Origin of the sequence: Mucilaginibacter auburnensis, assembly GCF_002797815.1 — a bacterium.
Classification (GTDB): domain Bacteria; phylum Bacteroidota; class Bacteroidia; order Sphingobacteriales; family Sphingobacteriaceae; genus Mucilaginibacter; species Mucilaginibacter auburnensis.
Map to the genome: position 1 here is coordinate 1,370,013 of NZ_PGFJ01000002.1, position 20,165 is coordinate 1,390,177.

Genomic DNA, 20,165 nt, shown 5'->3' on the forward strand with positions numbered 1-20,165 from the left:
CTTAAGCTAAAAATACAGAAGTTGAATGTAGCAACAACCGGCCAACAAAAGTGCAGATTGGGCTTGAATTGCAAATTTTGAGAAAACAACATTATGAAAAAGCTTATCCTGTCACCCTTAACGAGTCGATAAGGCCATCCTTTAATCCCATATGAAACTTCAGCACTATCGGGCTGCCCGGAAATGTACCCGATACCTCTGCTGTTAATACTCCCTTTGAGCCGGACTCTTCATACGCAAGCGGCTTCATTACAGATTTATATTTTTCATTGGCATCTTCTATCCATTGGCGGATCTCTTCTCTGCCGGTATGGGTCTTGCCTTCGTCATGAACGATGGCGTTCCCGGTGAAGCAGGCTGTGTATGCCTCGCTGTTGTAAGTATTCTGCGTCTCTAAAAAACGCGCAACTAATTGTGGTAATTCCATAATATTTGCTTGTTTGATTTTTAAACTGTTGGCACTGTTCCTCCGTCAATAACGAAATTTGTTCCCGTTAAGTAATTGGCTCTTGGTGATACCAAAAAGCCAACCAGTTCGGCTACTTCTTCCGGCTCGGCTGGCCTGCCATAGGGTATTCCGCCCAATGCATCCATCACGCTTTGCTGCGCTTCTTCTACAGTGCTATTCGCATTTCTTGCTATCTCGCCCAGCCAGGCTATTGATGCGGATGTATTTATCCATCCCGGCGAAACAGTGAGTACGCGCACACCTTTAGGCGTAACTTCATTAGATAAACTTTTACTGTAATTGATCAATGCTGCCTTTGAAGCTGCGTACGGCAACGTAGAATCATATAGCGGCAATTTGCCCTGGATGGAAGCAATGTGAATGATAACGCCACTTTTTCGATCGATCATTTGAGGTAAAAAACCTCTGTCAAGTCTTACAGGGGCCAGTAAATTAGCTTGCAGGGTCGAGATCCAGTCTTGATCGTTTAATGCTGCAAAACCACCGGCCGGTGTTGATGAAGCGCCCAAATTGTTGACCAAAATATCAAGCCTGTCATAAGTTGACAGCACCTCGCTGATCGCTTTTTGGGTATCTTCTGCCTTGCTCAGATCGGCAGCAATAAAATGCATTCCGCTGTTTTCGTTTTCGGGTGCGTTTCTTGCCGTAATTATAACGGTTGCACCAGCCGCCAACAGGCGTTCTGCAATAGCTTGGCCTGCGCCTTTGGTACCACCTGTTACTAAGGCTATTTTACCATTTAACTCGTTACTGTAATTGATTTGCTGTGTCATATCTTTTTGTTTTGTGCAAATCTCCGCAGTACTCCGCATCCATACAATTACGGACTTACGATTCAAATAGGGACAAATTTATCCGTATTGCTCACCAGATCAATTCACTGTATATTTGTATTGATGTATGTAAAAAAGATTGCCCCATCTCTTAATTGCGGACTTGACCTGGTAGGTATGGCAAATGGAAGATCCGCATTCTGTGGTTCATTCATCAAGGCCACTTGCGGCCGAGCGAATTACAACGCAAGATACCTGATGCCACCAGGCGCGTGCTTAATGTTCAGCTAAAGGAGTTGGAAGATCATGAACTGATCAGCAGGACTATCTATCCGGTTATGCCACCAAAGGTTGAATACAATCTTACTGATTTTGGAAAAACATTGATCCCTTTGATCCAATCTATCGGTCTTTGGGGCGATGAGCATCAGGAGCGGCTGCGCAGGGTTATTTTAAAGCAGAACGGGCTGCCAGATAAGCCTGAAGAGCGGGTACTTAAGATAGCTGCTATAAGGTAAAGTTCAAAAAATGCGCCGTGCTGATAAAATTTCTTTTTTCGCGCCATGAAAAATAATAACGAAATAAGCACGCCAACAAAACCTTTGGGGCTAAAAAAACTTAGGTGGTACATTATAGCAATTGCCATTATTGCAACAGTAGCCTGCTCAATAAAAGCGTTGTACAACACCGGATATTTAAGCCCTGCCGAAAACCACTACATAGCAGGTTTCATTTATTACAACCCCTTGGACGAGCACGTTTTTATTACACGACAGGATGGATTAGGCTGGACATTGAATTTTGCCAACGGCTTAAGTTACCTGGCATTAGGCTTTGTTGTATTGATAGCAGTTTACAGCGTTTTGCGATCAATAGCGGAAAGAAAAAATAATTGATTTTTGCAAAAAAATCGGTTCACCCGTTTCATTTTCGTTTCACTCAAAACACGCAAAGCATTAATAATCAATATATTGATAAAAATATCGTTTCACATCGTCTCATATATTCAGTGAGACGATGAACCGGCACGTAAACCGCCCTACGCGTTAGCCATCAGGAAATCAACGAGTTTAGCCACCGCCCTCCCCCGGTGACTTATGACATTCTTTTGTTCCAGCGTCATTTCGGCAAAGGTAATATCATAACCGTCCGGCTGAAAAATAGGGTCGTACCCAAACCCTTCACTCCCCGAAAGTTCCTCACGAATGGTGCCTTCAACAGTGCCTTCAAAAAAGTGTTCCTCACCGTTCCATATTAATGAAATAACGGTTATAAACCAGGCTTTGCGGTTGGCAACTCCCTGCAAATTTTGCAGTACCCTGGCATTGTTTGCAGCGTGATTGCCGTGCTTACCGGCGTAGCGTGCAGAGTAGACACCGGGTTCGCCGTTCAGAGCCTCAATCTCCAGTCCGCTGTCATCGCCGAAGCAGTTCAAAGCAAATTTGTTATATATATAACGGCTCTTTATAGATGCATTGGCTATAAAGGTAGTGCCGGTTTCGGGTATATCGTCATTACAATTAATGTCGTTCAGGCTCAATAGCTTTATTTTACCGGCAACAGCAGCCTGCACTTCGGTAAGTTTGTGAGCATTGTTGGTAGCAAATACTAATTGCTGCATGGCTATAAGTTTTTCATTTGTTCCCAAAAGGTGAGCTTATTGGCTTTATTATCCATCATATCGTAAAAGCAGAAGCTATACAGCGTTCGATAGGGTGTAGTTGTAATAAGTGTGTTCAACTGCGGTTCCGCCATACCGGCGGGAATGGCCTTAGGTCCTAATATCAGCAATCGCTCGGGACTAAAATAAGAAATGATCTCTTCCATTCCCGCAGCATTACGTGCAATATTGAGTATGGCAACATCATCCTGTTGATAGCCTTTACGCTCCAATATAGCCTCCAATGCGGTTAAATGTGTAACATCTATAGCTTCCATATCAGGGTAATGGGTGAGTATCAAAAATTTCTTTTGGTTATTGCCGAGGTAATTGAAGCTAATCGGCGCAGGTTCAGCAACCTTAACAACTTTTTTACTTTGCTGCTCTTTATCATCGGGCAGCAAATAGATATCTTCGTTTATTATGAACCGAAACGCAGCCGGATGTTCTACTCTCACGTTTAACAAATTTTAACCAAAAATAGTTAAACTGTTTGAAGGTTTATCGGCATATTCGCACAATTGTAAATCTGCGTTATCTTTGCGCTCCCTTATGGGGTGATTTATAATGGATAAGAATTGCCTTAATTTGGCGTTTGTTGAGTAAGTACATAATAATTTTACATGAGAAAGTTTGCATTAGTAGTAATAAGTTTGGTTTTGTTTACCGCAGCCGCCAACGCGCAAAAGCAGGTGTTGGATAAAATAGTGGCCGTTGTGGGAAGCAATATTATATTGAAGTCAGACCTTGACCTTCAGTATTCGCTATACCTGTCACAGGGTAATCCGCCAAACCAGGCGGTAAAATGCAATATTTTACAACAGATCATTTCGCAAAAGCTACTTAACCATCAAGCGGTAATAGATAGTATTGAAGTAAAATCAGATGAGGTTGATTCTGAGATAGATCGCCGTATGCGCCGCAGCATTCAGCAGGCCGGCGGTGAAGCAAACCTGGAAAAATTCCTGAACAAATCATTAGTTCAGTATAAAGACGAGATGCGTGGCGACATTAGAGAAGCCATGCTGGCCGAGCGTATGCGCGCTAAGATTACCGAGAAGCTAAACACTACTCCGCAAGACGTTAAGAAATTTTTTGACGCCATACCTAAAGACAGCCTACCAACTTTTAACAAAGAGGTAGAAGTTGGACAGATAGTTTTTGAACCTAAGTTAACCAAGGAAGAAAAAGAGGATGCACGTAAAAAAGCGCAGGACTTACTTGACAGGGTTAAAAAAGGCGAAGACTTTGGCGTTTTAGCAAGATTTTATTCCATGGATCCGGGTTCGGCGCGTGAGGGTGGTGACCTTGGCTTTGGTGACAGACAGAGCTATGTAAAGGAATTTACCGCATGGGCATTTAAATTAAAAACAGGCGAGATATCTCCGGTTTTTGAAAGCGACTTTGGATTTCACTTTTTACAGGTGATTGAACGCCGTGGTGAAAACGTACACACACGCCATATTTTAATCACCCCAAAAATTACCGACGAAAGCGTTAAACGCGCTGAAGCAAAGGCAGATTCGATCTACAACATACTTCAAGAAAATAAAGGCAAAGGCGACTTCTTTTCAAGCGCGGCAAGCGTATTTTCTGACGACAAGGAAAGTAAATTCAATGGCGGTATGTTATTAAATCCAGCTAACGTTGACACACGTACAACTTTTATTCCTACCAATGTTCTTGATCCGCAGATAGCTGTTGTTATTGACACCATGAAAGTTGGACAGGTATCTAAACCGCAAGTATACAAAGACCAGCAGTCGGGCAAAGTAACTTACCGTTTGTATTATCTGAAATCTGTTACGGATGCGCATAAAGCTAATTTGGAGCAGGACTTTCCTAAGCTAAAGTCACTTACTACTGCTAATAAAATGAACCGTGCCATGAGCGAGTGGTTCGAGAAAAAAAGAAAAGAAAACTATATTAAAATAGATAAAGATTACCAGCAATGTCCTGAACTGCAAGGCTGGTCAACTGTAACCGCATCCATCAAATAAAACTAAAACCTTCAACTATGCAACACCGATCTGACGTAGAGGCCGCCGATGCCCTAAAACAAGCGTACCAGCAAATACGAACAGAAATTGGTAAGGTGATAGTTGGACAGGATGAGGTGGTTAAGTTCATCCTTATCTCTGTTTTTAGTAATGGACACTGCTTGTTGGTTGGTGTACCGGGTTTGGCTAAAACGCTGCTGGTACAAACCGTATCGCAGGTACTTGACCTGGAGTTTAACCGGATACAGTTTACGCCGGATCTGATGCCATCAGACATCATCGGTGCGGAGATATTGGGTGAGGACCGTAACTTCAAATTCATCCCGGGGCCGGTTTTTTCAAACATTATTCTGGCTGACGAGATCAACCGTACACCGCCTAAAACGCAGGCTGCTTTGTTAGAAGCCATGCAGGAAAAAGCAGTAACAGCAGCAGGTGTTACGCATAAACTGGCGCAGCCTTTCTTTGTGTTGGCTACCCAAAACCCAATTGAACAGGAAGGCACCTACCCCCTACCGGAGGCTCAGTTAGACCGTTTTATGTTTAAGGTATCGCTTAACTACCCTTCGTTTGCAGAGGAAGTTCAGGTGGTGCGCAATACAACCAGTACGCATAAGCAGGAAGTTACCAAGCATCTCAATGCAGAGCAAATCATCTATTTCCAGAACCTGGTACGCAACATCCCGGTTGCCGATAATGTATTGGAGTATGCTGTTAAGTTGGTAGCTAAAACCCGTCCCGGCGGCGAGTTTGCGGCACCGAACGTACAGCGCTTATTAAACTGGGGTGCTGGCCCGCGTGCTTCACAGTATTTAATATTAGGCGCTAAGTGCCATGCTGTTATCAGCGGTAAATACTCACCTGATATTGAAGATGTACAGGCAGTTGCCAAACCAATTTTAGGTCATCGTATTGTGCGTAGCTACCATGCTGAGGCTGAAGGGCTGACCACAGATGATATCATCGCGCAATTGTTTTAAAAATAGAAAACAATTTAAATTTACGGGGCGTCTAACTGATAACACATCTTTAGACGCTTTTTTATTTCAGTAATCTCCTGTATTAAAATTATTCCTCCCTACCCCCTTGCAAATAAAACAATTAAGCGTATCTTTGCAGTCCCGAAAAAGCGGGGTTAAATAAACGTTTTATTAAATTAATTTAAAGCAAGTGAATACGTTAAGTTACAAAACTGTCTCTGCCAACAAAAAAACCGTTAACAAACAATGGGTTGTTGTTGACGCTGAGGGCGAGATCTTGGGGCGCTTGTCTACAAAGATCGCAATGATCATTCGTGGAAAAAACAAGCCTGAATTTACCCCAAACGTAGACTGCGGTGATAACGTTATTGTTATCAATGCAGACAAGGTAAAGCTTACCGGAAACAAATTTAGCGACAAGCAATATGTTTCATACACCGGTTATCCGGGCGGTCAGCGTTTCATTTCTCCTAAGGAGTTAATGGCTAAACATCCAACACGCGTAATTGAAAAAGCCGTACGTGGTATGTTACCTAAAAGTCGTTTGGGCAAAGCATTATTCGGCAATTTGCATGTATATGCAGGTGCTGAGCATCCTCATGCTGCACAAAACCCAAAAGCTATTTAATCATTAACTAAGGAAAAAAGAAAATGCCAACAACAAACACTTCTGGCAGAAGAAAAACAGCCGTTGCACGTATCTACCTTAGCGAAGGTAGCGGTGCTATTACCGTTAACGGTAAAGATTACAAAGAGTATTTCCCAACATTACCATTACAGTACGTAGTTACTCAATCAACTGAAGTTGCAGGTGTTGCAGGTCAGTATGATGTTAAAGTAAACGTTGCAGGTGGTGGTGTTAAAGGACAGGCAGAAGCCGTTCGTTTAGCTATTGCTAAAGCTATTGTTGAACTTGATGCTGATAAGAAACCGGCATTGCGCGCTAAAGGTTTAATGACACGTGATAACCGTATGGTTGAGCGTAAAAAACCAGGTCGCCGCAAAGCACGTAAGAGATTCCAATTCAGTAAACGTTAATCTATTAAGGAGAGTAAAACAATGGCAAGAACAACATACGACGAGTTACTGGAAGCAGGTGTACACTTTGGTCACCTTACCCGCAAATGGGATCCGAAAATGTCTCAGTACATTTTCATGGAGCGCAACGGTATCCACATTATCGATTTAAATAAAACTTTGGCTAAAGTTGAAGAAGCTGCAGCCGCTATAAAACAAATTGTAAAATCAGGCCGCAAGGTATTATTCGTAGCTACAAAAAAGCAAGCTAAGGATATTGTTGCCGAACACGCAAAAAGCGTAAACATGCCTTTCATTACCGAACGTTGGTTAGGTGGTATGTTAACTAACTTTGCTACCGTACGTAAGTCAATCAAAAAAATGTCAAACATTGACAAATTGACTAAAGACGGTACTTACAGCAATCTTTCTAAAAAAGAAAGACTGATGATTCAGCGTGAGCGTATTAAACTGGAAACTTTATTAGGTGGTATTGCTGACCTGAACCGTTTACCGGCTGCGTTATTCCTGATCGACGTTAAAAAAGAACATATCGCAGTTTCTGAAGCATTGAAGTTAAATATCCCAACCTTCGCAATGGTTGATACTAACTCTGATCCTTCAAACATTGACTTCCCTATCCCTGCTAACGATGACGCTACAAAATCAATTTCATTGATCACCGGCATTATCATCAAAGCTATTGAAGAAGGCCTGGAAGAGCGTAAACGCGAGAAAGATGACGAAGCAGAGAAAGAAGCTGCTCAGGCTAAAGCGAAAGCTGACGCTCCTGAAACAGCTGAAGGCAAAAGAGCCCGCAAAGCTCCGGTTGAAGCTGCTGCTGCCGTAGAGGACGACGCTCCTGCTGCTGAAGGTTCTGAAGAATAAGCCCCCGTCCCCTGGAGGGGGAGTAAATAAAAATTAATAAACATACACTTTCAAGCCCCCTTTAGGGGGTTTGGGGGTTTAAACACATAATAAAATGTCTACAGTACAAATATCTGCCGCTGATGTAAATAAATTACGCCAGCAAACCGGTGCCGGTATGATGGATTGCAAAAAAGCTTTGACCGAAACTAACGGCGACTTTGAAGCAGCCATTGATTATTTAAGAAAAAAAGGTGCTAAAGTAGCTGCCAGCCGTCAGGACCGTGAATCAAACGAAGGTGTTGTTATTGCACGTTCTTCTGCTGATGGTAAACGCGGTGTTATTATTGAGCTGAACTGCGAAACAGACTTTGTTGCTAAAAACGCTGAGTTTATTGCTTTTGCTAACGCAATTGCTAACGAAGCTGTTGAGCAAAACCCACAATCATTAGAAGAGCTGAACCAACTGTCAATTGATGTTGAGAACTCACGCGTTAGCATTGCTGAAGCTGCAGTTGAAAAAACAGGTAAGATTGGCGAAAAAATTGGCGTATCAAAATACGAAGTTGTTGAAGGCGAAAAAGTTGTTGCTTACATTCACGGTAATTTCCGTTTAGGCGTATTAGTTGGCCTAAGCGCTAACGTAGCCGGTGCTGACGAAGCAGGTAAAGACGTAGCTATGCAAATTGCTGCTATGAACCCTGTAGCAATTGACAAAGACGGTGTTGACGCTTCAACTATTGAGCGCGAGCTTGAAATTGCTAAAGATCAGATCCGTGCAGAAGGCAAACCAGAAGAAATGGTTGAGAAAATTGCTGCCGGTAAATTAAATAAATTCTACAAAGACTCTACTTTGTTAAACCAGGAGTTTGTTAAAGACTCATCAAAAAATGTTGCTCAGTTTTTGAGCGGTGTTGATAAAGGTTTAACGGTAACCGCCTTTAAGCGAGTAGCTTTAGGAGCTTAATACTATTATCCCCCTCGTTTACACGAGGGGGATTTTTTTTGCCTAAAAAAATTGAATGTAGAGACGCTGCATTCTGCGCTTTACTTCACAACATCTGAGACGCACGATATTGCGGCTCTACTTTTATGATGGTGTTAACAAATACCACATAAAATTTTAACAGTAATATTTATTCTATATTTTTGGTAAACCCACAACATCCTTATGAAATATAAAAGAATCCTACTAAAACTAAGCGGAGAATCATTAATGGGCGACCGTCAGTACGGTATTGACAACAAGCAGGTACTGCAATACGCTCAAGACATTAAAAACGTTCACGAACAAGGAATAGAAATAGCAGTTGTAGTAGGAGGCGGTAATATATTCAGGGGCCTGAGTGCTGAAAAATCAGGCATGGAGCGCGCTCAAGCCGATTATATGGGAATGCTGGCCACCGTTATTAACTGTATGGCGCTGCAAAATGCCCTCGAAACCGTAGGTGTTGAAACCCGTTTGCAATCGGCCATTAAAATGGAGCAGATCTGCGAGCCATATATCCGCCGTCGTGCTATGCGCCATCTGGAGTTAGGCAAGATAGTGATATTTGGCGCCGGTACGGGTAACCCTTATTTTACTACTGATACTGCTGCGTCTTTACGTGCTATTGAAATAAAAGCAGATGTTGTGTTAAAAGGAACGCGTGTTGATGGCATTTACACTGCCGACCCTGAGAAAGATCCAACCGCTACCCGTTTTGACGAAATATCATTCCAGGAAGTTTATGACAAGGGGCTTAACGTAATGGACATGACCGCCATAACCCTTTGCCAGGAAAACAAATTGCCTATTATAGTTTTTGATATGAACAAAGAAGGCAACTTTATGAAGATAGCTAATGGTGAGCCTATTGGAACGCTGGTAAAATAGATAAGATCTAAGAATTACGAAACAAGAACAAAGGCGAGTTAGGAAATCTTAACTCTTATTTCTTAGTTCTTGTCTCTAATCCCTATTTTTGACAAAATTTTCAAAAAATAAGCAATGAGCGAACTCATTAAAAAGCAGATAAGCGACGCTAAGGCAGCAATGGATAAGGCCATAGCGCACACTGATAGCGAATTAAATAAAATACGTGCCGGTAAGGCAAGTCCGTCAATGTTGGACGACATTGTTGTAGAATACTACGGTACTCCTACCCCATTAAGTCAGGTTGGCAGCGTTAACACGCCTGATGCACGTACCATTGTTATTCAACCATGGGAAAAATCATTGTTAAACCCAATTGAAAAAGCTATTAAAGAAGCTAATCTGGGCGTTAACCCGCAAAACGATGGTGTAATTATCCGCATCAATGTACCGCCGCTTACTGAAGAGCGCCGTCGTGATCTGGTAAAGAAAGCCAAAGCAGAGGCAGAGACCGGCAAAGTTGCTGTGCGTAACATCCGTAAAGATGCTAATGAGAAAATTAAGAAATTGAAATCTGAAGGTGTATCTGAAGATGAGATAAAAACCGGCGAAGCTGAAGTTCAGAAACTAACCGACTCATACATAGTTAAAGTTGACCAACTGGCTGATGCCAAAGAGAAAGATATAATGACGGTGTAATTTAACCCCATTGTCAAATTAAACGGGAATGAGCTACTTAGCCATTCCCTTTTTTTATGTTTGCACACGTATTATGAATATACTCTTATCCTATCTCAAAAAACATAAATGGACAGTTGTACTGGCACTTGTTCTTGCCGGTTTAAACATTGGTTTTTCCCTTATTGACCCCATGATCACAGGGACTATAATGGACAAATACATTATTGTACCAAAAAACGGTGTTCAACTTACTTATGAGGAGCGCTTATGGGGTGCAATGGGCCTTATAGGTTTGGCTATTGGCGCGGCAATGGTATCGCGTATTGCAAAAAACTTTCAAGACTACTTTACCAATATCATTGTTCAAAAAACAGGTGCCGAGATGTACGCCGATGGCTTAAAGCATTCGCTTGAGCTACCTTACCAGGTTTTTGAGGACCAGCGCAGCGGCGAAACGTTAGGCATCTTACAAAAGGTACGCACAGACAGTGAGAAGTTCATCACGTCGTTTATCAGCGTGTTGTTTGTTAGTTTGGTAGGGATGATCTTTGTTATCATTTATTCCCTTAAAGTAAACTACCAGGTAACGTTAGTGTATTTTTGTGCCATCCCTATCATCATGCTGGTTAGTATGGCCCTAAGCAAGCGCATTAAAGCCATACAGAAAAAAATTGTTGCCGAAACCACTTCCCTGGCCGGTTCTACTACTGAATCATTAAGAAACATTGAGTTGGTTAAAAGTTTGGGCCTGGCTAAACAGGAAATTGAGCGCCTCAACAAAACCACCTATAAAATACTCGACCTTGAACTTAAGAAAGTAAAGTTTGTGCGCAGCATGAGCTTTATACAGGGCACTACAGTAAACTTTGTAAGGAGTGCAATGGTGCTGGTTTTGTTGGTATTGATCTTCAAGAACGAGCTTACTGCGGGAGATTACCTGAAGTTTTTATTCTACTCCTTCTTCCTGTTCAACCCATTGCAGGAGTTGGGTAATGTAATACAATCATGGCGCGAGGCGCAGGTATCGTTGGCTAACTTTGAGGGTATCATCAATACGCCTATTGACAAAAAACCTGAGAAGCCTGTGTTGTTAGAGAAAGTAAAAAAACTAACGTTTGACAACGTAAGCTTTAAGCACTTAACCGCTAACCGCAACGCGCTTAACCACATTAGCTTTGAAACCAATACCGGCGAAACCATTGCTTTTGTGGGGCCATCAGGTTCGGGTAAAACAACTTTGGTTAAGTTACTGGTTGGTTTGTATCAGCCGCTGGAGGGTGATATTCTCTACAACGGTGTTTTAAGCAAGGAACTCGACCTTGACCAACTGCGTGAACGCATTGGCTTTGTAACCCAGGATACCCAACTGTTCTCGGGTACCATACGGGAGAACCTGCAGTTTGTTCGTCCGGGCGCTACAGATGAGGAGTGTATGAACGTTTTACACCGTGCCGCCTGCCAGAGCTTACTTGCCCGGGCTACCAACGGCTTGGATACCGTTATTGGTGAAGGCGGTGTGAAGGTATCTGGTGGTGAGAAGCAGCGTTTATCTATTGCACGTGCCTTGCTGCGCAGGCCGGATTTACTGGTGTTTGATGAGGCCACCTCATCGCTGGACTCGCTGACTGAAGAAGAAATTACCGAAACCATTAAGGATGTATCTGTACTGAAAGATCACATCACCATATTGATAGCCCACCGCCTGTCAACCATTATGCATGCCGACAGGATATACGTGCTGGAAAAAGGCCGTATAATTGAATCGGGCGGGCATACGGAATTGTTGCTACAAAAGGGACTTTACTATGCTATGTGGCGTCAGCAGATAGGTGAGAAGATCACAGCAGACGAGTAAAAGTGTTACAATTTTACGTGAGACACTGCTTGCTTTTGGTGACAATCACGCTAAAGGCGGATCGTGGTGCCTGGGCGTGTGTATCTCGCTTAATGATAACGGCACCAATCGCTTGGTTTTAAAATAAGTGATGGTCACGATCAGCAACGTCATACTACCGCCGAAGATAACTGAAGGTACTGTTCCCATGAGCTTGGCTGCGGTGCCTGATTCAAAGGCCCCAATCTCGTTAGACGAACCAATAAACATTTGATTTACGGCTGATACCCGCCCACGCATATGGTCGGGGGTGAGCATTTGCATAATGGTTCCGCGTATTAAAACACTGATACTGTCAAACCCACCCTCGGTAAAGAGGAAAAACAGCGACAAATAAAAGTTCCGCGACAGCGCAAAGCCAACTATTGAGAGGCCAAAGCCTGCAACCGCAATCAGTAAATTGCGCCATGGTTTACCCATTGGAGATATGCGCGCCATGGCCAGCATCACCAGCACAGCGCCTGTTGATGAAGTGGCCCGCATAATACCTAACCCCTCTGCCCCTACTTTTAATATCTCGTTAGCAAACACCGGCAACAACGCCACTGCCCCGCCAAAGAAAACAGAAAACAGGTCAAGGCTCATGGCGCTGATCATCATTTTGTTATTGAAAACAAAGCTTAAGCCTTCTTTCAGGCTTTTCCCCAGGCTCTCCTTCGGTACATAAACAGGCGGATATTTTTTAAGCAGGAATACACAGATCAACGCGGTTAGCAAAAACGCCAGAATAATAATGTACGTTACCGTTATCCCATAAAAGCCATAAACCAAACCGCCGGTTGCCGGACCAACGATGGATGCGATCTGAAAACCCGAACTGTTCCAGGTGCTTGAGTTGGGATATAAGTCCTTGGGCACACTGTGCGCCAAAACGGAAAAGGCAGCCGGACCGTAAAATGCCCGTGCCACCCCGTTACAAAATATCATGGCGTAAATAATTCGCACCACTATATCCTGATGCAACACTGCGGTAACATCTTTAAGCGTAACCAAAAAAATTACGGCTGAGGTAAAGAACACCAAGAAAAAGATCAATAGCAGCATTTTCTTTTTCTCCGATTTATCGGCCACGTAACCGCCATACAAACCAAAGCCAATGGCGGGTATGGCCTCGCTTAAACCTATCAAACCTAAAGCAAAAGCACTTTTGGTTAAATGGTAAACGTAAAAGCCCAATATAACGGCCTGCATCTGGTAGGCAAACGTAAATAAGAAACGCATGCCCAGGTACGAGCGAAAATCTTTATAACGCAAGGCCGCGAATGGGTCTTTTTTCTGAGGGAGTGGTTGAGCGGTGTCTGCCATAAAACAATGCAAATCTACGTCATGGCAGGCATCCAATTTTGTTAATAATTAAAATATAATTAGCGATATTGAACACATTAACTGATCCCTACAAATGAAATCCCTGCAAACGCTACTCTTCGCGCTGTTATTGTCAGCGACTGCCTTCTCCCAAACCATAATTAAACAAGATGCCGGCATTAAACAAATGCTCGATGAGGTATCGGTACAAAATATTGAGGCTATTGTTAAAAAGCTGGTGGGCTTTAAAACACGCCATACCTTAAGTGATACCACAAGCGCTACCGAAGGCATTGGAGCGGCCCGAAACTGGATAAAAGCCGAAATGGAAAAGTATGCTAAAGCAGCTAACGGGCGTATGAAAGTAGAGTTTGATACGTTTACACAGCCGGTAGGCGGGCGCTTTAACAAACCCACCGTTTTAAAAAACATAGTAGCTACGCTAAAGGGCACTGACCCTACCGACACGCGTGTTTATGTTATATCCGGCCATTATGATTCGCGTGTTACGGATGTAATGAATATTAAAGATGCCGCGCCGGGCGCGGTAGATGATGCATCGGGCACGGCCGTTTCAATGGAGCTTTGCCGGGTAATGGCTTCACGTTCGTTCCCGGCTACTATCATATTTTTAGCAGTAGCAGGCGAAGAGCAGGGACTAAATGGCTCGGCTAATTTTGCAAAACTCGCCAAAGAAAAGAATCTTAATATTGATGCTATGCTGAATAACGATATAGTTGGCAATACACACGGACAGGATAACGATTTGAAAGACAATATTCATGTAAGGGTTTTTAGCGAGGGCATCCCTACGATAAATGCCAACGTTAACAGCTTGATCAATAATGGAGGCGAAAACGATAGTCCGTCGCGGCAATTGGCCCGCTATGTTAAAGAAGTGGCTGAACGTTATGTTGACCAACTGGATGTGAAGTTAATTTATCGTCGCGACAGGTTTTTGCGTGGCGGTGATCAAACATCGTTTCAGCAGCAGGGATTTACGGCGGTACGACTCACAGAAATGAATGAGGATTTTACCCATCAGCACCAGGACCTGCGCACGGAGAAAGGCATGCAATATGGCGATCTTATCCAATTTGCTGATTTTGAATACATGCAAAAGGTGGCCCGCATGAATTTGTCGGTATTGGCTAATCTTGCCACGGCTCCGGCGGCCCCTGTTAATGTGGGCGTAACTACATCCGGACTTACCAATAAAACTACCCTGAAGTGGGAAGCGCCAAATACAGGAAAAGCTCCGGCAGGCTATTACATTTTAATGCGCGAAACCATTAGTCCGTATTGGGAGAAAAAGCTCTACGTTACCGGTACGACGGCTACATTAAACTACTCAAAAGATAATTATTTCTTCGCCGTACAATCAGTTGACGCCGAAGGGCATGAAAGTTTGACGGTGTTTCCGAAGCCGGTTAGGTAGTCATTGGGCATTGGTCACTGGTCACTAACAAACTTTATTAATCATCTTTAACATCACAAAGCCTTATATATTTTTGCTGATAAAAATCTCTTAAAATTAACATGTTCAAATTAGCCTCTCCCCTGTTAATTGCTATTTGTTTCCTTTTCACAAATGCAATCAAAGCTCAAACTGTCAATATAGAATCTGTAAACGCTTATTGGAAAATTGTAGATAGATTAAAACAAGGAGACACACTTTCCCGAGATGATTGGAAAGCCTTTTTAAATCTTGAAGGAAATAAGATCTATGTAAAAAATCAGATTTCTCTGAAAGCTTTCTTGATAATTATAGAAAAACACTACAGTACGTTTATAACCCCAAAAACAAGGAGAAGTTAAAGAAGATGATGGATGATAAGCTAAATAACTGGATGGCTTACAAGATCAATCAATATAAGGCAAATGAAGATGTGCTAAAGAAATATGTTAGTCATTTAGAAGAGCCTGCTTACATGGATAGTATTTATTTGAAAGCGTGGGAATGGCTGCCAAAGAAACTTCATACCAAAAGCCCGAATACACAAATATTTATAGTAGCAATTGATAACGACGCACTGGTAGATCAAGGCCGCATAGTATTTACACTGTGGAGCGTATACAATCAGGATAAATTAAAATACGGTATTCTGGGCGCGCATGAAATGCACCACGTGCTAAGAAAACCAATTGACTTTAAGGTTGAACCATCTGAAGAAGGCATTTTTTATCTGCTCCAAACAATATTAAATGAGGGTAGTGCAGATATGATAGACAAAAAATATTCTTTTGAAAAAGCGGATGACGTTGTATATGAATATCATTTTGATGAACTCCTGCTAACTAAGCCCGACAGCATAATCAGGGTGATTGATACTGCAATTCAGGAAATGGCCGGAACCAAAGGGCAGAAATATCCAACTGTAAAACAGTTTCGAAATTTAATGAATTATAGCAGTGGTCATAATCCCGGATATTACATGGCTGATATTATTGTAAGGAATGGGTATCGAAAAGAACTTATCAAGCATATTCAGAACCCGTTCCAATTTATAATTCTGTATAATGCATCTGCTAAAAGAGATAAACTGCACCCACCTGTATTCTCTGACACTACTATAGATTACATTAAACAATTACAAAAGAAATACTGGAAAAATGGTAAAAAAAGGTTGAGCTAAATTATATATCTATCACATAATCAAACCACCTAATGACAATTGACCATCCCTGCGCCCTTGTTGGTGTTCGGACCATCGCCGTTGTTGTGTCTTATGACCAACAACATAAGCGTATGGGAGGATGAGGCCGATTAGCCAATCTACTAATGACTAATGACTACTGCCCAACCTACTTCACACTCCGTTTCTGCACAATATAAAAGCCCGCTATAAAAACCACGGCAGATATGGCTAAACTGATGTATACATCCTGCGTAAAAACGTCTACCACAATTTGATTTGGCGGTAGGTTAGATCTGCGCGGAAACATGCTTTCATACGCCAGTAAAGGGTGCGCATAAGGCAGCGTATAAGCATAGTCCCATTTTTTTTGTACAGCTATAACCGAAGTAACAAACAATAAAAAGCCAAGGCCCATCGGCTTTAAAAAGTCGCTCCATATCAGGCTGAATAAAAACTGGACTGACAGTATGCCTAATGCTGAAAGGAAAAATTTAAAGTAGATCTGGAACAGCACCCATTCCATGTGGTATTCGGTAAATTTAAGCTCGGGCACTATTAAACCCAGCAAATTGCCAAAAGTGACGGTAAATACCACAAACAGCATCATGCTGATAAAAACAAGATTTAAGCCATAAAAAAACTTCGCGGAGTATACTGCCCATTTACCAATAGGTAAACTGAACAAGGTTTTCCAGGTATCGGCTTTATGTTCAATATTATTTACGGAGTACGCAATAAATATCACAAACATGGGCAACAACAAAATGCCCATCACGCTAATGGTACCGCCTGCTAAACGCATCCACGATATCATGCCCGGCACGCCCTTTAACTCGTTACTTTTTACATAGTAACCAATAGCTGTGATAAGGATGAGCGCAAAGGGTAATAATATAGCGGCCCAAAAACCTAAGGTTTTGCGGCTTTTGTAAAACTCAGACCGTAGCGATAATATAAATCCTTTCATACTGCCTGATTTTGTGTGATGCTTAAAAATAAATTTTCCAGGTCTTTTTGCACCTTGTAAATACTGTAAACCAAAATATTATTGCTGTTAAGCAGGGCATTTACCTCGCCTGCATCTTCTTTGGATGTAAAGGCTATGGTTAAGTGATCATCATTCACCTCCTGCACCAGGCAGCCATTGCGGGTAAGCAGGTTAGCGGCGTCAACCGTGTTATTGGTCTCAATACGCAGCATGGGTTGGCTCAGGGTTTCAAGCGATCTTATCTCGCCCTGAAACAACATCTCACCTTTGTTAATTATGCCTACATGGGTAGCCATGCGCTCCACCTCGGCCAATAAGTGGCTGGATATAAAAACTGTTGTGCCCTGCTCTCTGGTAAGACGTTTTAGCAGTTCGCGTATTTCAATAATACCGTTGGGGTCCAAGCCGTTGGTGGGTTCGTCTAAAATAAGCAGTTTGGGGTCGGCCAGCAGTGCCAGACCAATACCCAAACGTTGCTTCATACCTAATGAATAATTGCCTGCCTTTTTGTTAGCGGCATGGGTAAGCTGAACCAGCTCCAATATCTGGTCAACTTTACTTTTATTAACTTGTAGAAGCAGTGCGCGGTTAATTAAGTTCTCTCTGCCGGTTAAATGCGCGTAAATGGCAGGCTGCTCAATTAATGAGCCTATTTGCGAGAGTATTTTATTGCGGTTAGTTGCAAAATCTAACCCGAATATTTTGATGTTTCCTTGCTGATGCTGAAGCAGATTAAGCAGAATTTTAATGGTAGTGGTTTTCCCGGCGCCATTGGGCCCGAGAAAACCATATATACTTCCTTGCGGAACTTGAAGAGATAAGGAGTTGACAACGGTTTGACTGCCGAACTTAAATGTTAAGCCGGTAGTTTCAATTACCATACGTTGTCTTTTTTAACCGATGCAACAGTTTTAATAAAACCTACACCTTTTGCAAACAATGAGGTAGCTTTTACTGCTGAAGCAGCAAGGCTGTCATTTTGCTTTTTTTGTTCAAACTGGTAGCTTACACCCATTATTAAGGCGAAAACCAATGGTGCCAGTAACAGTACAAAAGGATTGGTGTTGTTGATTAACTTTTTCATTGCGATTGATTTTATGATACAAAGAAATACCAAAAAATCAACCTGCTGAAATCATTTAGACCAACTGTTTTTATTTATAGATGAACGCCTAATATAATAGTTGTGGGAGTTGGTCGATAATAAAAGCCAGTTCATCGATAAAAACCATGGCTGTATATAAATACCACGGCCTGTAAAATCAAAATAATTAATTTGGGGATGTGAAAAAAGGCTTACAAATATTCTGGCACATATTTATCTGGCTTAGCCTTATCTCGTTTTTTTTGTTTTTGGTGCGTAATAACGCCCGGTTCACCACGCAGGGCATACTGGTTATTTTTGGTTTATACGGCCTTATCAACATTAGTTTATTTTACCTCAATTACCTGGTACTTATACCGCGCTTTTTAAATAAGAAGCAATATGCGCTTTATGCTGCCACAGTATTGGTCATCATAATAGGTTATGGTTTTGCCAAATATGGTGTGGGTTTAATTTTTCCTAATGATGTGTTGATGCGCAGCAGCCATGAGCCCATTACCTTTGGTTCATACTTCGTAAGCACCCTTTTAAGCAGCTCTATTTTTATTTTTTTGAGTGTGGTGCTGAAGTTCAGCATTGACTGGTTTTTGAATGAACGTATACAGCGCGACCTGGAAAATCAGCGCCTTACTGCCGAGCTGGCTTTTCTAAAATCGCAGATCAACCCGCATTTCCTGTTCAACTCTTTAAACAGTATCTATTCGCTGGCCTATCAGCACTCAGAGAACACGCCCGGAGCCATATTGAAGCTATCGGAAATTATGCGCTACATGCTTTATGAATCCAACGATAATAAAGTGGCGCTGGAGAAGGAACTGCAATACCTGCAAAACTATATTGACCTGCAAAAGATACGTTTTGGCGATAAGGCGTTTATTGATTTCAAAATTCAGGGCGAGGTGGGGGATCAGCGCATTGTGCCCCTGCTGCTTATTGCCTTTATTGAAAACGCTTTTAAACATGGTGTGGCTAATGATGCAGCTTCGGCCATTAAGCTGCTCATTAATATTGAAGACAGCCGCTTATACTTCTACATTAAAAATAAAAAGCACGCCAACAACCGCGATGCAGCCGGTGGTATTGGTTTAGGTAATGTTAAACGACGGCTTGACCTGCTTTATCCAGGTAAATATAATTTAGAGATACGCGACGAAATTGATAGTTACACTTGCGAATTATCCTTAGTTTTATAGCATGATACGATGTTTGGTAGTTGACGATGAGCCTTTGGCGTTGAACATTCTGGAAGATTACATCTCCAAAGTTCCTTTCCTTGAGCTGGTTAAGGCCACCACTAATCCTATTGAGGCTTTAACCAAAGTGCAGGATGGTAACATTGACCTTGTTTTTTTAGATGTGCAAATGCCGGAGCTAACGGGCATTCAGTTCCTCAAAATAGCCAACGGCAAAACCAAGGTTATTTTAACAACGGCCTATCCGCAATATGCTTTAGAAGGCTACGAACTTGACGTGGTTGATTACTTGCTAAAGCCTATAGCGTTCGATCGTTTTTATAAAGCCGCCCAAAAGGCACAGGGCATTATCAAACCGGCGCTTAGCGCACCTGCCGAGCAAACCCCGCATGTGCAACAGCAACAGCAGGACTTTATGAGCGATTTTATTTTTGTTAAAAGCGAACATAAAATACAAAAGGTATACCTCCACGACATTTTGTTTATTGAAGGCCTGAAAGATTATATTTCCATTTTTACAGACGGCGAGCGGATCATAACGCTCCAAAACATGAAAAAGATGGAAGACACCCTGCCCGAAAAGCATTTTATCAGGGTGCATAAATCATACATAGTAGCCCTCAATAAAATTGACAGTATTGAGCGCAGTCGCATCCGCATAGGAGACAAAATTATCCCCATCGGCGATACTTACCGGGATGACTTTTTTAAGATAATTGACGGGAAGAATGTGTGAAAT

General features: G+C 42.2%; 23 protein-coding genes and 1 pseudogene. 16 read left to right on the plus strand and 8 right to left on the minus strand.

Translation table 11 applies throughout. The features are described 5' to 3' along the window. Positions 1–103: 103 nt before the first annotated feature. Together CLV57_RS16810 and CLV57_RS16815 are read right to left on the minus strand one after the other, a co-directional pair. Positions 104–427, minus strand: coding sequence for a nuclear transport factor 2 family protein (locus CLV57_RS16810; RefSeq protein ID WP_100342537.1), 324 nt, complete (start codon positions 425–427; stop codon positions 104–106). 20 nt (positions 428–447) lie between these two features. Next, positions 448–1,242, minus strand: coding sequence for an SDR family oxidoreductase (locus CLV57_RS16815; RefSeq protein ID WP_211290087.1), 795 nt, complete (start codon positions 1,240–1,242; stop codon positions 448–450). Between the two features lie 224 nt (positions 1,243–1,466). Here CLV57_RS16815 and CLV57_RS16820 point away from each other — a divergent pair, with 224 nt between their 5' ends. Both CLV57_RS16820 and CLV57_RS16825 read left to right on the plus strand, forming a co-directional pair. Then, complete coding sequence (locus CLV57_RS16820) at positions 1,467–1,760, plus strand: winged helix-turn-helix transcriptional regulator (RefSeq protein ID WP_245857100.1); 294 nt, start codon at positions 1,467–1,469, stop codon at positions 1,758–1,760. Positions 1,761–1,805: 45 nt separating this feature from the next. Continuing rightward, positions 1,806–2,138 (plus strand): hypothetical protein, encoded by a 333-nt coding sequence (locus tag CLV57_RS16825; protein ID WP_100342538.1) that lies wholly within the window; start codon positions 1,806–1,808, stop codon positions 2,136–2,138. A gap of 143 nt (positions 2,139–2,281) precedes the next feature. Here CLV57_RS16825 and CLV57_RS16830 read toward each other — a convergent pair whose 3' ends face one another. Then, entirely contained in the window at positions 2,282–2,863 is a 582-nt protein-coding gene (locus CLV57_RS16830) for a non-canonical purine NTP diphosphatase (RefSeq protein ID WP_100342539.1), read from the minus strand. Between the two features lie 2 nt (positions 2,864–2,865). Further along, on the minus strand, positions 2,866–3,360 hold the full coding sequence (locus tag CLV57_RS16835) for a hypothetical protein (protein ID WP_100342540.1): 495 nt from the start codon (positions 3,358–3,360) through the stop codon (positions 2,866–2,868). A 165-nt stretch (positions 3,361–3,525) separates the two neighbouring features. On the opposite strand from CLV57_RS16835, the gene CLV57_RS16840 reads away from it, so the two are divergent. The 9 genes from CLV57_RS16840 (at position 3,526) to CLV57_RS16880 (ending at position 12,157) form a co-directional block, all read left to right on the plus strand. After that, positions 3,526–4,902 carry a peptidylprolyl isomerase gene (locus tag CLV57_RS16840; RefSeq protein ID WP_100342541.1) on the plus strand — a complete coding sequence of 459 codons (1,377 nt, stop codon included), beginning with the start codon at positions 3,526–3,528 and terminating at the stop codon, positions 4,900–4,902. Positions 4,903–4,919: 17 nt separating this feature from the next. After that, positions 4,920–5,882, plus strand: a complete 963-nt coding sequence (locus CLV57_RS16845; RefSeq protein WP_100342542.1) for an AAA family ATPase — start codon at positions 4,920–4,922, stop codon at positions 5,880–5,882. A gap of 190 nt (positions 5,883–6,072) precedes the next feature. Next, entirely contained in the window at positions 6,073–6,510 is a 438-nt protein-coding gene (rplM, locus tag CLV57_RS16850) for a 50S ribosomal protein L13 (protein WP_100342543.1), read from the plus strand. Positions 6,511–6,533: 23 nt separating this feature from the next. Beyond that, positions 6,534–6,920 (plus strand): 30S ribosomal protein S9, encoded by a 387-nt coding sequence (rpsI, locus tag CLV57_RS16855; RefSeq protein WP_100342544.1) that lies wholly within the window; start codon positions 6,534–6,536, stop codon positions 6,918–6,920. A gap of 21 nt (positions 6,921–6,941) precedes the next feature. Then, positions 6,942–7,787, plus strand: coding sequence for a 30S ribosomal protein S2 (gene rpsB / locus CLV57_RS16860; RefSeq protein ID WP_100342545.1), 846 nt, complete (start codon positions 6,942–6,944; stop codon positions 7,785–7,787). Between the two features lie 94 nt (positions 7,788–7,881). Next, a complete protein-coding gene (tsf, locus tag CLV57_RS16865; RefSeq protein WP_100342546.1) occupies positions 7,882–8,733 on the plus strand; it encodes a translation elongation factor Ts in 852 nt (283 codons plus the stop codon). Positions 8,734–8,937: 204 nt separating this feature from the next. Then, complete coding sequence (pyrH, locus tag CLV57_RS16870; RefSeq protein WP_100342547.1) at positions 8,938–9,642, plus strand: UMP kinase; 705 nt, start codon at positions 8,938–8,940, stop codon at positions 9,640–9,642. Between the two features lie 114 nt (positions 9,643–9,756). Continuing rightward, positions 9,757–10,320, plus strand: coding sequence for a ribosome recycling factor (frr, locus tag CLV57_RS16875; RefSeq protein ID WP_100342548.1), 564 nt, complete (start codon positions 9,757–9,759; stop codon positions 10,318–10,320). Positions 10,321–10,393: 73 nt separating this feature from the next. After that, positions 10,394–12,157, plus strand: a complete 1,764-nt coding sequence (locus CLV57_RS16880) for an ABC transporter ATP-binding protein (protein ID WP_100342549.1) — start codon at positions 10,394–10,396, stop codon at positions 12,155–12,157. 45 nt (positions 12,158–12,202) lie between these two features. Here CLV57_RS16880 and CLV57_RS16885 read toward each other — a convergent pair whose 3' ends face one another. Next, on the minus strand, positions 12,203–13,501 hold the full coding sequence (locus CLV57_RS16885) for an MFS transporter (protein WP_100342550.1): 1,299 nt from the start codon (positions 13,499–13,501) through the stop codon (positions 12,203–12,205). A 94-nt stretch (positions 13,502–13,595) separates the two neighbouring features. On the opposite strand from CLV57_RS16885, the gene CLV57_RS16890 reads away from it, so the two are divergent. The 3 genes and pseudogenes from CLV57_RS16890 to CLV57_RS16900 all read left to right on the plus strand — a co-directional run. Beyond that, a complete protein-coding gene (locus CLV57_RS16890; protein WP_100342551.1) occupies positions 13,596–14,939 on the plus strand; it encodes a M20/M25/M40 family metallo-hydrolase in 1,344 nt (447 codons plus the stop codon). Between the two features lie 101 nt (positions 14,940–15,040). Beyond that, positions 15,041–15,319, plus strand: a complete 279-nt coding sequence (locus CLV57_RS16895) for a hypothetical protein (protein ID WP_100342552.1) — start codon at positions 15,041–15,043, stop codon at positions 15,317–15,319. Beyond that, positions 15,307–16,137, plus strand: a pseudogene (locus CLV57_RS16900) (DUF5700 domain-containing putative Zn-dependent protease); the annotation flags it as partial. The gene CLV57_RS16895 and the pseudogene CLV57_RS16900, both read left to right, overlap by 13 nt. 169 nt (positions 16,138–16,306) lie before the next feature. Here the strand turns inward: CLV57_RS16900 and CLV57_RS16905 are convergent. The 3 genes from CLV57_RS16905 to CLV57_RS16915 are packed head-to-tail and all read right to left on the minus strand — an operon-like array spanning position 16,307 to position 18,212. Beyond that, a complete protein-coding gene (locus CLV57_RS16905) occupies positions 16,307–17,107 on the minus strand; it encodes an ABC transporter permease (protein ID WP_100342554.1) in 801 nt (266 codons plus the stop codon). Beyond that, complete coding sequence (locus CLV57_RS16910) at positions 17,104–18,009, minus strand: ABC transporter ATP-binding protein (protein WP_100342555.1); 906 nt, start codon at positions 18,007–18,009, stop codon at positions 17,104–17,106. The genes CLV57_RS16905 and CLV57_RS16910 overlap by 4 nt, the downstream gene beginning before the upstream one ends. Next, positions 18,003–18,212, minus strand: coding sequence for a hypothetical protein (locus CLV57_RS16915; protein WP_100342556.1), 210 nt, complete (start codon positions 18,210–18,212; stop codon positions 18,003–18,005). Before CLV57_RS16915 ends, CLV57_RS16910 begins: the two co-directional genes overlap by 7 nt. A 200-nt stretch (positions 18,213–18,412) precedes the next feature. Here CLV57_RS16915 and CLV57_RS16920 point away from each other — a divergent pair, with 200 nt between their 5' ends. Together CLV57_RS16920 and CLV57_RS16925 are read left to right on the plus strand one after the other, a co-directional pair. Continuing rightward, positions 18,413–19,426 (plus strand): sensor histidine kinase, encoded by a 1,014-nt coding sequence (locus tag CLV57_RS16920; RefSeq protein WP_100342557.1) that lies wholly within the window; start codon positions 18,413–18,415, stop codon positions 19,424–19,426. A 1-nt stretch (position 19,427) separates the two neighbouring features. After that, positions 19,428–20,162 (plus strand): LytR/AlgR family response regulator transcription factor, encoded by a 735-nt coding sequence (locus tag CLV57_RS16925; protein ID WP_100342558.1) that lies wholly within the window; start codon positions 19,428–19,430, stop codon positions 20,160–20,162. Positions 20,163–20,165 lie beyond the last annotated feature (3 nt).

Coding starts and splice junctions, on each gene's coding strand:
- CLV57_RS16910 (WP_100342555.1), bottom strand. CDS start 18,009: ATGGTAATTGAAACTACCGGCTTAACATTTAAGTTCGGCAGTCAAACC.
- CLV57_RS16915 (WP_100342556.1), bottom strand. CDS start 18,212: ATGAAAAAGTTAATCAACAACACCAATCCTTTTGTACTGTTACTGGCA.
- CLV57_RS16895 (WP_100342552.1), top strand. CDS start 15,041: ATGTTCAAATTAGCCTCTCCCCTGTTAATTGCTATTTGTTTCCTTTTC.
- rpsI (WP_100342544.1), top strand. CDS start 6,534: ATGCCAACAACAAACACTTCTGGCAGAAGAAAAACAGCCGTTGCACGT.
- CLV57_RS16885 (WP_100342550.1), bottom strand. CDS start 13,501: ATGGCAGACACCGCTCAACCACTCCCTCAGAAAAAAGACCCATTCGCG.
- CLV57_RS16845 (WP_100342542.1), top strand. CDS start 4,920: ATGCAACACCGATCTGACGTAGAGGCCGCCGATGCCCTAAAACAAGCG.
- CLV57_RS16840 (WP_100342541.1), top strand. CDS start 3,526: ATGAGAAAGTTTGCATTAGTAGTAATAAGTTTGGTTTTGTTTACCGCA.
- CLV57_RS16825 (WP_100342538.1), top strand. CDS start 1,806: ATGAAAAATAATAACGAAATAAGCACGCCAACAAAACCTTTGGGGCTA.
- tsf (WP_100342546.1), top strand. CDS start 7,882: ATGTCTACAGTACAAATATCTGCCGCTGATGTAAATAAATTACGCCAG.
- CLV57_RS16880 (WP_100342549.1), top strand. CDS start 10,394: ATGAATATACTCTTATCCTATCTCAAAAAACATAAATGGACAGTTGTA.
- frr (WP_100342548.1), top strand. CDS start 9,757: ATGAGCGAACTCATTAAAAAGCAGATAAGCGACGCTAAGGCAGCAATG.
- CLV57_RS16890 (WP_100342551.1), top strand. CDS start 13,596: ATGAAATCCCTGCAAACGCTACTCTTCGCGCTGTTATTGTCAGCGACT.
- pyrH (WP_100342547.1), top strand. CDS start 8,938: ATGAAATATAAAAGAATCCTACTAAAACTAAGCGGAGAATCATTAATG.
- CLV57_RS16905 (WP_100342554.1), bottom strand. CDS start 17,107: ATGAAAGGATTTATATTATCGCTACGGTCTGAGTTTTACAAAAGCCGC.
- rpsB (WP_100342545.1), top strand. CDS start 6,942: ATGGCAAGAACAACATACGACGAGTTACTGGAAGCAGGTGTACACTTT.
- CLV57_RS16830 (WP_100342539.1), bottom strand. CDS start 2,863: ATGCAGCAATTAGTATTTGCTACCAACAATGCTCACAAACTTACCGAA.
- CLV57_RS16810 (WP_100342537.1), bottom strand. CDS start 427: ATGGAATTACCACAATTAGTTGCGCGTTTTTTAGAGACGCAGAATACT.
- CLV57_RS16815 (WP_211290087.1), bottom strand. CDS start 1,242: ATGACACAGCAAATCAATTACAGTAACGAGTTAAATGGTAAAATAGCC.
- CLV57_RS16925 (WP_100342558.1), top strand. CDS start 19,428: ATGATACGATGTTTGGTAGTTGACGATGAGCCTTTGGCGTTGAACATT.